Here is a 12,529-nt window from a genome sequence, read left to right as displayed (position 1 = left end):
CATTATGGAACACCTTGTGAAAACCGCCGGAGGGTTGCGAGCCCTGTGATGGCGGTTTTTCTATGCTCGATCGTCGGCGCGCGGAGGTCAAGCCATCGGAATGCTTAGGCGTGCAAATATCCGAAAAGCATCCTAAAGTCGTGGCATTATGATTCGGGAATGTGATCAAGATGCCGTTTGAACTTTCCGTGCCCTCGACCTCCGGGCAGCCTTTAAACTTTACTATCGATCTCGGCCAAGTTCTCTACATCCTCGGCGCGAACGGTACCGGAAAATCCAGCCTGCTGCAGCGCTTCTATTCTAATCATCGGGCAATGGGTCGCAGGATTTCCGCTCATCGACAGACTTGGTTCGAGTCAAACGCCATCACCCTGTCCGCGCATAGCAAAAAGAGCACCGAAACCAACATGCTCAACGCTGATGTGCACCCTCAGTCAAGGTGGAAGGATGACTATTCGGCCGCACGGGCTAGTGTGGCCATATACGATCTGGTGGACGCACAAAACATTCGGGCACGATCAATTGCCGATGCCGTCGACGATAAGGACACGGAGCTTGCGCTGGAGTTGTCCAAAAAAGATGCTCCTATAAAGGTTATCAACGAACTGCTCAGACTTTCAAACATCCCAGTGGAGATATCCATTCAGGAATCTGAGCAAGTGATGGCATCGCGAAACGGTGGCGTGAAGTACAGTATAGCCGAGTTGTCAGACGGGGAGCGGAACGCCCTTCTCATCGCTGCAAGCGTCCTCACGTGCAAGCCCGAATCCATTCTGTTCATCGATGAACCCGAGCGCCACCTTCACCGTTCCATCATATCGCCCCTGCTCACGCTCCTCTTCTCAAAGCGGGCAGATTGCGCGTTCGTCATCTCCACGCACGATGTGATGTTGCCCTTGGACAATCCGGAAGCGAGAACACTTCTGATCCGAGGTTGTACGTATCAGAACTCGAATGTGTTGAACTGGGATGCTGATCTGCTGGAAGCAAGTGATGGCATTGATGACCAGTTGAAACAGGATGTACTGGGCAGCCGCCGCAAGCTGCTTTTCGTTGAGGGGACCGAAAGCAGCCTTGATAAGCCACTCTATAGCCTGCTTTTCCCTCACGTATCGGTAATCCCGAAGTCGAGCTGTCGGGATGTTGAACACGCCGTATCGAGCATCCGCGACGCGCATGATCTTCATTGGTTGCGGGCGTTTGGCATTGTGGACAATGACCGTCGGTCCGAAGCTGTGATTGCTGAACTGAAGGCGAAAGGCGTTTACGCGGTACCAGTCTATGCCGTCGAATCCATCTACTACCATGTTCAAGTTCAGGAACGTCTTGCGGCCCGGCAGCACGAAATGACCGGCGCAGATGCTGGTGAGCTGCTAGCAACCGCAAAAGCGGCAGCCATAGACGCAGTACGGCCACATATTCAACGCCTCTCTGAGCGGGTGATCGAGGCTTCCATTCGGCAGACCTTAATGAGCAGACTGCCGAAACGTTCTGACATTGCTCAGGCAAAACCGATCGACATCGCGATTGACGTGCCGACAATTGTCGCGGAGGAAGTCGCGCGACTGACGCAAGCATGCGATGACGGTGATCTCGGTACCATCATCGCGAGATATCCGGTGCGCGAAACATCGGCTCTTCGTGAGATCGCAGTCCGCCTAGGGTTCCAAGGAAGAACGCAGTACGAGAACGCGGTCAGGAAGCTCTTGATGGATAATGCCGAGGCGCTCGCTGCGCTTCAGGCTCTGTTTAGCACCCTCAAAGCCGACATCGACGCCGCGTAGTCGATCTGCTGTTGCCAATGGAAGCGAGGAGGAGGAGCCTGCCTAGTGAAATCGGTACAGGCGCGCGTTCAGAAAATAATTGCTGAGCTCACCGAACTTCAGGAACACCCTCGCCGATTGCGCGACGGGGATGATGCTTTTCCTTTCCCGCGCATGATTGATGCAGGGAATGGGCAAGGTTTGTTCGTCTCAGGCAAGATCGATGAAAACATTGCCAAGGTCGCTGACGAACTTCTCTCACTCGATCCCTCGCTTCAGCCGAGGTTTACCAGAGCCGAATGGCGAGCCATGGTGCGTAAAAGCTTCGGACCGGCTCTCGCTCAGATAGACCTTGACGATGATATTTCTGCGAACGCTGATCAGGTGCTTGCGAAGGTGAAGGAAACGCTCAAAAGGGACGTCGATCACCACGCCACCCGGGAGTACGTCTTCGGCTGTACGCTATTCGGCAATTCTGACGTGAAACCATTCTCTATCGGGCCTGTGAAGTTCGAAGACAGAGAAACCTGGCTTCACCGGAAAGCCGAAGAGGGCGACATCTCCGCTACGACGCAGCGTCGCGTAAGGGATTCCTGGGCTGGAAAGCGTCTCGGGAAGAGGCGACCTTCTAAGGACAGCATGGACGAAGCCGATGTTCTTCAGGCCTTCGCAGAGTCAACATTTGCATCGAGCATCCGAACCGTAGGATTGGGATCAGAGGCCGGACGCGACAAGGCGCTGACGGCAGCTCGACTGGCGATCACGGGAATCGCCCTTCTGTGGCAGACCCCTTCAAAGGCTCTGCATGGGATGAACCTGCTTTACGACCGGAGCCCCCGTAGGCAGAAGACTATATCCTTTGTTCCGGGAAAGGCGGTTCTCTCCGGCTCCAGTTGGAGCCATATGCCTCACGGTCCGCGATTGAAGTCTGGGGAATGGGAGCAGAAGCTTCAGGAACGCCGAGATCATTTTCAGGCGATCGGCGAAGCGCTTGAGTACGTAGTCAGCCCTTCCGGAGACGTGTCTCGGCCTCGCGTCATGAACACGTTGGTTCAGGCTCTGCTGTGGTTCCACGAAGGTTGTCGCGAGACCGTCGCCTTGATGGCGATCGTGAAATTCTCATCTTCGCTGGACGCGCTGGCATCCGGGGGAAAGGCCCGAGGCATTAGAGAGGTCATCACAGCACGGGTTGGTATCACAGACGATAAAGCACTCTGGGTTGACGGCCCCACCATGAAGCAGGCGGTCGATGAAATTTACAGCGAAGGGAGGAGCAGAACCGTCCACGGCACTAACATGAAGATTGGCCACGACTGGACATCAACTCGTTCACTGGCCGAGCAACTTGCGCGCCTTTGCCTGATTATGTGCATCGATTGGGCTGCGGCGAACACATCTTCAGACGATCCGTTGCAGATGCGTTCATAGAATTGTTGACACCCCCACAAACTACCCCCACATTGTTGACGCGACATTGAGTAATCAATTGAAAGTAAACGGGTTTTAGGATCGTCCGTCCGGCTCCAGGTTCCCCAGCCAATTCTCCCTAAATGCCCTTAATTCCTTGATTTTCCAGTCGTGCCGGATATCGTTTTGGCATCATTGGCGACCTGATGCCCAGAAGTGCAACAATCTCTTCGCGGTCCGCCACGACGTCGAGAATCTCACCCGCCGCGGCAATATCTTCTATTGGCATGCCCGCGTCCCAAGCGCCTTCGGGCAATGCCGACCGGGCAGCCGGCTTTCACTGAGCCTTCACTGTTCGCATCTAATGAATATCCTCCAAGATTTGTAAACGCCTTCTTCCTGATCTTGAGGCAAGAGGAGCATCATGAGCAAACTGAATTTCAGTGGGGAGTTTAAGCGCGACGCTGTGCGTCAGATCACAGCGCCACTGACTGCCTGATGCTCCAGGTGTTTTCCAGAGTTTAGAGCCACCGGTCGGCAGGCTTGATGTGGCCGCAAAGGTTATGCGACCGGCTTTTGGCGATACGGTCGCTGGTGAACGGTTTGCCTCAGGACGTTGATGCGCCGAGCGCGGAAAGGCCGGAACAACCGCTCGGGTTGCTCCGGCCTTGCGCACTGCCCCGTCTCCCCCCGACAGCAAGCAGAAGATCTTTCCGGTCAGTTGGTCGCCTCGCCCCGGACCACCCGCCAGTCGGGGCGGCCGAGGTTGAAGGGCCATGCGTGCACGTCGCGGTCGTTGAAGTAGACGACCTCGACGAGGCTGGGGAATTCGTCCCGTTTCAGCGTCGCCTCCTGCATCCAGGGGGTGATATAGCCGTCGCTGCCCTCGTAGCCGAATTCCGCGACCCAGACCGGCTTGCCGTAGCCCTCGACCAGATCGTAGCCCTGCTTCAGGCTCTCGGGGAAATTGCGCGGCGCGCCATAGGCGCGTTCGTCATATCCCTCGAGACCGAAGACCGAGAGGCCCACCTGGTCGACATAGCCGTCGCCGGGATAGTAGGCCGTGAGGTTCGGCAATCCCTTCGGCGACCACATGCGTTCCGCCTTCGGGGCCTCCTGCCGCAGGATGTCCATCATCCGCCGGTAAGCGGTGATGTAATCCTGCGGCGCCCACCCGGCCCATGAAAAGCGCCCCGAAGTATCTTCCATTTCCTGAGCCCAGCGCACGATGACCGGGCTCTTCATCTGGCCGATCAGCGCGGAGATGGTCCGCATGTTGACGTCGTAGTCGCCGCGCATCACCTTTTGCCGCAACTGATCCGAGGTGAGCCGCCAGCCCACGTCCCATGACCAGGGCTCGATGGTGATGAGCAGGTTGCGGTTTCGCTCCAGCGCATAGGTATCGGCAAGCTTCAGCGAGTCGAGATCGACGTCTTCCCACGGCAGGAAGAGGCCTTCGGTCGATGCGTTCTTCTGGCTCGAAAAATCCCCGTGCGGATCGTAGGCTCCGAACCTGATGCCCCCTTCGTGGACAATCGGCCGCTTGTCGCGGATCGTCTGGGCGGTCGTATTGACGAGACCTCCCAGGCCCTGCGCCCGTGTCAGGGGATAGGAACCGACGACGACCAGCGACGTAACCGCCGTTGTCAGAAGCGTTCTTCTCTTGATCTTTTTCATCGCAGTCCTCCTTCCTTTTCAGTTTGCCGCCAGGTTCTTCTTGAGATCGAGCGCGCGGCTGCTGATCGTGTCGGCGGCAATCAGCCTGCGGAACTCGTCTCCGGTTTGTTGCGGCGCGTGCCGGAATACATACCAGTGACCGAACGGATGGCGGCGCTGGTAGACCTTGTCGCCAACCTTGGCGTGGCCGAAACAGGTGGCCGCCCGGCCGGCGCCGTCGCTTGCGGTCCATTTGGCGAAGATGCAGAGCTTGCCGTTGTTGTCGACGGCCCACCTGCCCTCACCCAGGGAAGGCTTGCCCTTCTCGTTGGTATAGGCGACGAAGCGGTGTCCCTTGGTATTGAACCGGCCGCCGCCCGTGCCCCAGACCCAGGTCTTGCCGCTGTAGATCGCCGTCAGTTCGGCCGCGCTCAGCGGTTCCACCTTCTTCTGCGATACGCCGCTGGCGGCGAAAGCGGCGACCGGCAAGAACAGGGTGAGCGCCAGGCATGCGATGCCACCGTTCCTCAGTTTTTTCTTCATTGTACCCTCCCTTTCTACAGATGCGCGTGGACAGTCCGGCCCAGCGCTACGCCTTGGGTTCAATTTCACCGATGGTTTCCGGCGGAGCGGCCCCCAGGCCGTTCCAGCGCAGATGGAATTTCACCGTCTTCGTCTTGCCGCCGAAACCGGCGCCGGCGACCGTGAACTGGGTCTTGGTGACGGTCAGAACATTCTGGCCGTGAGCCAGCGCCTCCAGCGAGCCGAGGCCGTTTCGACGGAGTTCGGCGCCGCTGACACCGACCGCCAGTACGCAACCGACCATCGCAAAACCCACGCCGCCGGAGCGGGAGACCGCACGCAAGCCGTTTTCGGCCGCATGACGCATGACGATCAGGGCGGCGGCCATCGCATAGACCGCGGCATTGATGCAGACGAAGATGTAGAAACCTCGCGCGGCGCCATCTGCCGGCGCAAACGCCATGGCGGCCGCCGAAAAGCCGGCCAGCACGGCGTAAGGCGCAAGGATGCGAACCGGCAGAAGCCGCACGTCCTGCTTGCCCTTGGGCGTGATGCGGAAATCGACGAAGCTGCGGGTGATGCAGTCGCGAATGGCGAGCAATGTTCCGGCAAGCGACCACGGCCAGCGCAACAGGATGAAAACGATACCTTCCCAGCCGAACAGCTTGGCATCATGGGGGCGATAGGTGCCGCTTCGCCTCCAGAAGATGGCAAGGCCGATCAGCACCAGGGACACGGGTGCAAAATGAAGAAGAAAATCCGGATAGCTGACATTGACGAAGACCTTGCCCGTCACAAGAGCCACCAGCGGCATGGCAAACATCAGCGCCATGAAGCCGGAGAAGAGCGGATACCAGAGCTGCGAGAAGATGAACTGGAACTTCAGCCGCGGCGGCAGTTGGCTGACCAGCGGCGCGGAATACTGGAGCAGGATCGTCGTGAGGCTGCGCGACCATTGAAACTCCTGCACGCAGAGATCGGCGAAGGTTTCCGGTCCGTCTCCATGGGCGATCGCGTCGAGCGCATGCACGCCGCGCCAGCCGCCGGCATTCATCATCAGCGTGGTCGAATGGTCCTCGGCAAGCTCGGGGCCGAGACCGCCGATCTCGCGCAATGCCCTGGTGCGAACCGCATAATGCGACCCGATGCAGAGCGGCGCCCAGCCATTGTTGTAGCCGGCCTGCAAGGCGCCATGCAGGCTCGCCTCGGCATAGAGCCGTCCGCGTGCCGCCCAGCTCGATTTGGCATTGGCATCGCAGATGCTCGGCGCGGACACGTAACCGACCGACGGGTCCGAGAAGGGACGGATCACCTCCTGCAGATAATCCGGATCGGGCACATGATCGGCATCGAATTGTGCGACGAAATCATAGCGGTCATAGCCGTAACGATCGTAGAAATAGGCGAGATTGCCTTCCTTGCAGCGCGTCCGGCGCGGCCATTCGGTACGGTGGTATTCGGCAATGCCCTTGCGGGTGGAGATAAAGATCCCGCGCTCGGCGCACCAGCGCCTGGTCTCTTCGTCGGGGTCCTCGTCAGCCAGCCAGACGTCGAAATCGAGACCGCGTTGCGACAGCATGGCGGACAGCGTCCTGCAAACGACCTCGAACGGCTCGGACGGAGCCTTGGTGACGACCATGGCAACACGACCGTTCGGCAGAGGCACGGAGCGCCGCATGCGCCTGGCATTGAAGAAGATCAGGATGAAATAGGCCGGGACGAGCGATATCCAGGCCATGACAAGCGTGATGAGGACAAATGACAGCCAGCCGATGACATGGGCCGGATCGAGCCACCAGATCCAGAAATTGGCGAGCGCTCCGAACCAGCAGAGCATGCCGAAAAGGTAGGCAAGCCGTGCTTTCCCGCAGAAAATCGGCTCCATCGCCTCGCCCCCGATATCCTGCCTGTCGGCGGCCATGCCGATGTTCGGGATCGCGCTCATCGAACCACCTCCAGGCCGAAGGTGGGGCTGGCGGTTCGGATGATCGTATCGATATCCGAAAGGCGCGGCACGAAGCCGAGCGCGATACGGGCGCTCGCGGTATCCGCGAACAATGCCGGCGGATCGCCGGGCCGCCGTGGCTTGAACGTGACGGGAACGCGCCGGCCGGTGACGCGGCCGATCGCCTGCAGGACTTCATCGATCGAGGTGCCCTGGCCCGAACCGAGGTTCAGCCGCAGCGTCCTGCCGCCGTTCGCGAGATGCCGGAGCGCCGCCACATGGGCATCGGCCAGATCGCTGACGTGGATATAGTCACGAATGCAGGTGCCGTCGTCGGTCGGATAGTCCTGGCCGAATATCTCCAGCCGGTCGAGCCGTCCGGCGGCCGCCAGCAGGGCCCGCGGGATAAGATGCGTCTCCGGCTCATGGCGTTCGGCGAGTTCTCCGTCCGGATCGGCGCCCGCGGCGTTGAAATAGCGCAACGCGACGAAGTTCAGCCCATAGGCTTCGGCGTAATCCTCAAGAGCCATCTCGAACATCAGCTTGGTGCGCCCATAGGGATTAACCGGCACCTGCATGCTGTCTTCGCGGATCGGCAGTTGCTCGGGAATGCCGTAGGTCGCACAGCTGCTGGAAAAGACGATCCTGCCGATGCCTGCCGAAAGGCAGGCATCGAGCAGGCTGAGGCCCGCCACCACATTGTTACGGTAGTATTTTTGCGGATTGGCGACGGATTCCCCGACATAGGCATTGGCAGCGCAGTGGATCACGCAATCCGGCGCGAAGCGGTCGAAGGCCGCCCGCAGGGCACCGCCATCCGCGATATCGGCCTCGATCAGCGGTCCCCACCGGACCGCATCCGCATGTCCGGTGGAAAGGTTGTCATAGGCCACCGGGATGAAGCCCGAATGGGAAAGCGCCTTGCAGATATGGCTGCCGATGAAGCCGGCGCCTCCGGTAACGAGAACGGTGCGGGACATCTCACAATGCCTCCGCGGGTTCGCGTCCTTCCGTTGCAGCTTGGCCGATCACGGCATCGAAGTAACGGATGGTCTTTTCCAGTCCGTCCCTCAACGACACACGCGGCCGCCAGCCGAGTTCTTCCGCAGCCCGTGAAATATCGGGGCGGCGCTGCTTCGGATCGTCGACAGCAGCGGCAAGATGCACGATGCGCGACCGGGAATTGGTCAGATCGCGGATCAGCTCGGCGAGCTGGAGAACCGGGATCTCGACCGGGTTGCCGAGATTGATAGGCCCGATGCAATCGCTTCCGGCGCCGGAGAAGCGCATGAAAGCCTCGATCAGGTCGTCGACGTAGCAGAGCGAGCGGGTCTGGCGACCGTCGCCGTAAATCGTCATGTCCTGGTTCTGCAACGCCTGAACGATGAAGTTCGAGACAACGCGCCCGTCATCCAGGCGCATGCGCGGGCCATAGGTATTGAAGATGCGGCCGACCTTGATATCGACGCCGTACTTGCGGTGATAGTCGAAGAACAGCGTTTCGGCGCAACGTTTGCCCTCGTCATAACATCCCCGCGGCCCGATCGGGTTGACGTTGCCGCAATAGCTTTCCTGCTGCGGGTGTTGGAGCGGATCGCCATAGACCTCGGATGTCGAGGACTGCACCACCGTCGCCCGATTGCGGCGCGCGAGATCCAGTGCATTCAGCGCACCGAGCACGCCCGTCAGCAAAGTGCCAACGGGATCGCGCTGATAGTCCGGCGGAGAGGCCGGCGAGGCGAAGTTGAAGATCAGGGAAGCCGCGACATCGTAGGGCTCGCGGACATCGTGCTCCATCACGCGGAAACGCGGATTCGACAGGAGATGACGGATGTTTTCCCGCCGCCCCGTCGAAAAATCGTCGCAACAGACGACGCTGTGGCCCGCCTGGAGCAGCCGCTCGCACAGGTGCGATCCGAGGAACCCGGCACCGCCATTGACGAGAACTGTTCGGGGAAAAGGTCCGGACGCCATGTCAAGCGCCGGAGAACCATCAGAGAAGAGTTTACGCATTACACATACCCCCTGCCTCGGAGCCATGAATAAAGACCCCGAACGCGACACTACGAAAACCATACACCGCAAGTCTTATTACATCTGTATCAAAACAGAACATCTTTCTTTTGGAGAAGACTTTTAAATTAAGCTTGCGTAAATATAAGTACGCTCTCGATTTCTATTTAGGTCAATGATTTTTTTTGGTAAATTCCGATTTGATTATGAGTAATACTTTGTAGTTACAATTCATTAATCATTTGATGGCAGGCCCCCTTCCCTACGCGCAGCACCTGCCGCATCAACAGAAATCGCTAATACACCTCTGTCAAAATGCGCTCGAATCAGTCAGATTGTGTCGGAGAGCAACCGGCGGCGGAGAGATCTCGTGCGATACCACACAAGGGCAGCCAGCAAAGGGCTGGGCGCGATGCTCAGATTAAGCGCGTTGGCCGCAGTTGCGCTCGGCGCAGCATCGCTCGCGTCGTGCTCCGTCTCAGATGAAGAAATGGCGACAAGCCAATCCACGCCCAGGAAACAACAGGCCATGGTCCGCAGGACGGCCTCGGACGCGACGGCCTATGGCTACGGCGATATCCGCAGCGGACGGAAGACCGTTGCCGATGACGTCATCAACACGCAACCGGCCCGAGCAACCAGAACCGCCTATCTCGGTTCCGCGCCTTATATCTGCTCCCCGAGTGGCTTCGGCCAGAAGTCACGCTGCTTCCTGCGCTGAGACGACCGGCAGGATCAGTTCTGACGCCTGCTTGAACCGCCACCCCGATCATTGTTGAAGAACCGGGACGCCGCCTCCGTACGGTTGCGCACGTGCATCTTCTTATAAATATTGCGGATATGAACCTTCACGGTATTTTCCGAAAGGTTGAGACGATCGGCGATGATCTTGTTTTGCGTCCCCTCGCAGATCAGATCGAGGATCTGCACCTCGCGCGTCGTGAGCGCCGCCATGTCGCCGTTCGGCAAGGTAAGCGTGTTGGATCTCGCTGCCTTGACGAGACCGCTTTCGAAGGAGGCCTCCACCAGGGGAGCGTCGCTGCTCAGCCGCTGCAGAAGTGCGGATGGAAAATGCTCGCCACCCTTTGCAAGAAGGTCTACAGCGGCGAGAAAGACATCCAGCCGCAAGTTGAGCGGCAAAATCCCATCAATTGTTCGGGCTTCCGCCAGAGTGCGAAAATATGGGTCGAGCTGGCCGACGGCCTCGACGACGATGCCCACCGATGTGTCACCCTTGCTCGGCTGCAGGCGCTGAAGAACTTCCTGTATATCTACGGTGGACAAACGATAGAGCAAGATCAAATTTGCCCCGTCGCCTTCATAATCCTTTATATCCTGGATACCTTGCCGAACAATAATGTTATGATTTGGGAATTTTCTAGAAAGAACCTCTGCGAGGCATTCTGCGAGCAAGTCCTGCTTCGCTATCATCAGTATTGTATTTTCTTGCATTACCCCCGGCATATGACGTGCGGTATCACTTATATGTGACTCTGTCATAAACATACATGCCTCCCCTTGGCGTTAACTTACGCGCTACATGTAGAACCTCGGGAGAGCCGCTGTTGGCCCCCAACACCCCTTCGTCTTTTAACTATTAGTTAATTATGTTAGTGCGAAAAACAGGGATTGGAAATGACCATTTTGGGTTATTCCGCGTCAAAAAAACCACAAACGCGGGCAAAACGCGACTTTTTTGGGCACATTCGGGCCTTCTCCACAGGTTTTGCGTCCATGACGCCCTTCAGTATTACCCCCTGCTTTTTAGTGAAATTTTAACGGATTTCCAAAGCCCTCCGAAAACGCCTGACGCCAACGCCGGCCATCAACGGGGTCTTCGGGAGCATCCGGCATTTGTGACTAATCCCATTTCGTGGCTATGAACGCCGCCCGTTTTCCTGTTGATTTTGATCGTCGGGAGGAAAAATCGACGGCATTCACGGGTACTTTGTAAGAATTCCTGCAATTTCTCTCTTCCGATCAATAAACAAAACTCAAAACAGGAACGATTTCGAAATGTATTCGCATTTCGGGACGGGGAGAATACGTCTTCAGGATAGATACATCCCGAAAACGACTTAGCCACGGTGGATAAAACGTAGTTCGTATACCCACTGCACACAACAATACGGAGCAAGCGCGAAACAGATCCCATTTGAGATGAGAGGGATTTTCGAGTGCTGCTCCATTTTTTTTGGAGGAATGGAAATGTCCCACGACTATGATCCGAAGGGCTCCGAGGAGACCAATGTCGGCGCTCTGGCTGACGGCTTTGCCAACAGCGCGATCAACTCAACCGAGGTCGATGAGGGGTCGACCGGCTATGTCGGCGGCGTCGCCAACGGCGACAACCGTGACAATACCGACAACAGCGTCGATGTAGACGTCGATTCCAAGATCGACGTGGATGTCGCGGCCGACAACGGCAACAATCGCGACAACGAATATGACTGGAGCTACGACAGCAAGTCCTATTCGAACACCGAAACCGAAACCGACATCAAGACCATCACGGACAACGACACCAAAACCGTGACGGACAGCTACAATTCCTCCGACTACGACTGGAGCTATGACAGCAAGTCCTACTCCAACACCGAAACGGATATCGACACCGACATCAAGACGGTCACGGAAACCGAGACCGACATCAAGACGACGACGGACAGCTTCAACATCACCACGAGCGACAGCTTCAATTCGTCCGATGACGATTTCGGCCAGCTCGACAACGTCCACGACTTCGGCAATCTCGGCATCGCCGGTGGCGACCTGACCTTCGATATCGGCGACGACTTCTCGTTCTCGCTCAACGTCGACAACATCCTGAACAATTCCCTGAATGGCGTCGGCAACGACAGCGGCTTCAGTGCGGTCCAGGCGAGCCACCTCGCCGACCAGGATACCGCCTGGGAAGTCAGCATGCAGAATGGCGGAGCCCAGAACTTCCTCTCGGCAACCGGCGGCACCGCCGACAGCAGCGAGGGCATGGAACTCGACGCCAAGGGCTGGGACCTCAGGGCCAGCGACGACGTCAGCGGCGCCAGCACGGCCGATGCCTCCGCGATCCTCGCCAATTCGGGCTTCCACTTCGAATTCGTCCAGGGCGCCAACATGCTGTCCAACACCATCGACAGCAGCGTCATCGGCGGCAATTCGAACGTCACCGACATCGGCGAGGATTCGTCCGGCGCTTAACTGCTCTCCCCCAAGACAGGAAAGG

11 protein-coding genes are annotated in these 12,529 nt (G+C 58.1%); 4 read left to right on the top strand and 7 right to left on the bottom strand.

From position 1 onward, the window contains the following. Positions 1-170: 170 nt before the first annotated feature. Both ACLBKR_RS02020 and ACLBKR_RS02015 read left to right on the top strand, forming a co-directional pair. Positions 171-1,784, top strand: coding sequence for an AAA family ATPase (locus ACLBKR_RS02020; RefSeq protein ID WP_414900426.1), 1,614 nt, complete (start codon positions 171-173; stop codon positions 1,782-1,784). A 45-nt stretch (positions 1,785-1,829) separates the two neighbouring features. After that, the gene (locus ACLBKR_RS02015) at positions 1,830-3,191 is read left to right on the top strand and encodes a hypothetical protein (protein ID WP_414900424.1); all 1,362 of its coding nucleotides are present in this window, start codon (positions 1,830-1,832) and stop codon (positions 3,189-3,191) included. 118 nt (positions 3,192-3,309) lie between these two features. On the opposite strand, the gene ACLBKR_RS02010 is transcribed toward ACLBKR_RS02015, so the two are convergent. The 6 genes from ACLBKR_RS02010 to ACLBKR_RS01985 form a co-directional block, all read right to left on the bottom strand. After that, complete coding sequence (locus ACLBKR_RS02010; RefSeq protein WP_162759034.1) at positions 3,310-3,459, bottom strand: hypothetical protein; 150 nt, start codon at positions 3,457-3,459, stop codon at positions 3,310-3,312. Between the two features lie 428 nt (positions 3,460-3,887). Further along, positions 3,888-4,847 carry a glycoside hydrolase family 26 protein gene (locus ACLBKR_RS02005; protein WP_414900422.1) on the bottom strand — a complete coding sequence of 320 codons (960 nt, stop codon included), beginning with the start codon at positions 4,845-4,847 and terminating at the stop codon, positions 3,888-3,890. An 18-nt stretch (positions 4,848-4,865) separates the two neighbouring features. Further along, complete coding sequence (locus ACLBKR_RS02000; RefSeq protein ID WP_112828353.1) at positions 4,866-5,369, bottom strand: DUF995 domain-containing protein; 504 nt, start codon at positions 5,367-5,369, stop codon at positions 4,866-4,868. A 46-nt stretch (positions 5,370-5,415) separates the two neighbouring features. Continuing rightward, complete coding sequence (locus ACLBKR_RS01995) at positions 5,416-7,293, bottom strand: glycosyltransferase family 2 protein (protein WP_113485881.1); 1,878 nt, start codon at positions 7,291-7,293, stop codon at positions 5,416-5,418. After that, complete coding sequence (gene galE / locus ACLBKR_RS01990) at positions 7,290-8,273, bottom strand: UDP-glucose 4-epimerase GalE (protein WP_113485879.1); 984 nt, start codon at positions 8,271-8,273, stop codon at positions 7,290-7,292. The genes ACLBKR_RS01995 and galE overlap by 4 nt, the downstream gene beginning before the upstream one ends. Position 8,274: 1 nt before the next feature. After that, entirely contained in the window at positions 8,275-9,267 is a 993-nt protein-coding gene (locus ACLBKR_RS01985; RefSeq protein WP_244713322.1) for a UDP-glucuronic acid decarboxylase family protein, read from the bottom strand. Positions 9,268-9,835: 568 nt separating this feature from the next. Between ACLBKR_RS01985 and ACLBKR_RS01980 the strand changes: the two genes are divergently transcribed. After that, positions 9,836-10,027: a hypothetical protein gene (locus tag ACLBKR_RS01980; protein ID WP_113457820.1), complete on the top strand. Its 192-nt coding sequence runs from the start codon at positions 9,836-9,838 to the stop codon at positions 10,025-10,027. Positions 10,028-10,041: 14 nt separating this feature from the next. On the opposite strand, the gene ACLBKR_RS01975 is transcribed toward ACLBKR_RS01980, so the two are convergent. Further along, on the bottom strand, positions 10,042-10,812 hold the full coding sequence (locus ACLBKR_RS01975; RefSeq protein ID WP_113339729.1) for a helix-turn-helix transcriptional regulator: 771 nt from the start codon (positions 10,810-10,812) through the stop codon (positions 10,042-10,044). A gap of 702 nt (positions 10,813-11,514) precedes the next feature. On the opposite strand from ACLBKR_RS01975, the gene ACLBKR_RS01970 reads away from it, so the two are divergent. Continuing rightward, on the top strand, positions 11,515-12,504 hold the full coding sequence (locus ACLBKR_RS01970) for a fibrinogen-binding protein (RefSeq protein ID WP_414900418.1): 990 nt from the start codon (positions 11,515-11,517) through the stop codon (positions 12,502-12,504). The last annotated feature ends 25 nt before the right edge of the window (positions 12,505-12,529 follow it).

The organism is Paenirhizobium cremeum (genome assembly GCF_047553425.1).
In the GTDB taxonomy this organism is placed as follows: Bacteria; Pseudomonadota; Alphaproteobacteria; order Rhizobiales; family Rhizobiaceae; genus Allorhizobium; species Allorhizobium cremeum.
This window is presented reverse-complemented; position numbering and strand designations above follow the sequence as displayed.

What these genes read in the sequence shown, in the direction of transcription:
- ACLBKR_RS02020 (WP_414900426.1), top strand. Translation starts at nt 171, where the DNA reads ATGCCGTTTGAACTTTCCGTGCCCTCGACCTCCGGGCAGCCTTTAAAC.
- ACLBKR_RS02010 (WP_162759034.1), bottom strand. Translation starts at nt 3,459, where the DNA reads ATGCCAATAGAAGATATTGCCGCGGCGGGTGAGATTCTCGACGTCGTG.
- ACLBKR_RS02005 (WP_414900422.1), bottom strand. Translation starts at nt 4,847, where the DNA reads ATGAAAAAGATCAAGAGAAGAACGCTTCTGACAACGGCGGTTACGTCG.
- ACLBKR_RS02000 (WP_112828353.1), bottom strand. Translation starts at nt 5,369, where the DNA reads ATGAAGAAAAAACTGAGGAACGGTGGCATCGCATGCCTGGCGCTCACC.
- ACLBKR_RS01995 (WP_113485881.1), bottom strand. Translation starts at nt 7,293, where the DNA reads ATGAGCGCGATCCCGAACATCGGCATGGCCGCCGACAGGCAGGATATC.
- galE (WP_113485879.1), bottom strand. Translation starts at nt 8,273, where the DNA reads ATGTCCCGCACCGTTCTCGTTACCGGAGGCGCCGGCTTCATCGGCAGC.
- ACLBKR_RS01985 (WP_244713322.1), bottom strand. Translation starts at nt 9,267, where the DNA reads ATGGCGTCCGGACCTTTTCCCCGAACAGTTCTCGTCAATGGCGGTGCC.
- ACLBKR_RS01980 (WP_113457820.1), top strand. Translation starts at nt 9,836, where the DNA reads ATGGTCCGCAGGACGGCCTCGGACGCGACGGCCTATGGCTACGGCGAT.
- ACLBKR_RS01975 (WP_113339729.1), bottom strand. Translation starts at nt 10,812, where the DNA reads ATGTTTATGACAGAGTCACATATAAGTGATACCGCACGTCATATGCCG.
- ACLBKR_RS01970 (WP_414900418.1), top strand. Translation starts at nt 11,515, where the DNA reads ATGTCCCACGACTATGATCCGAAGGGCTCCGAGGAGACCAATGTCGGC.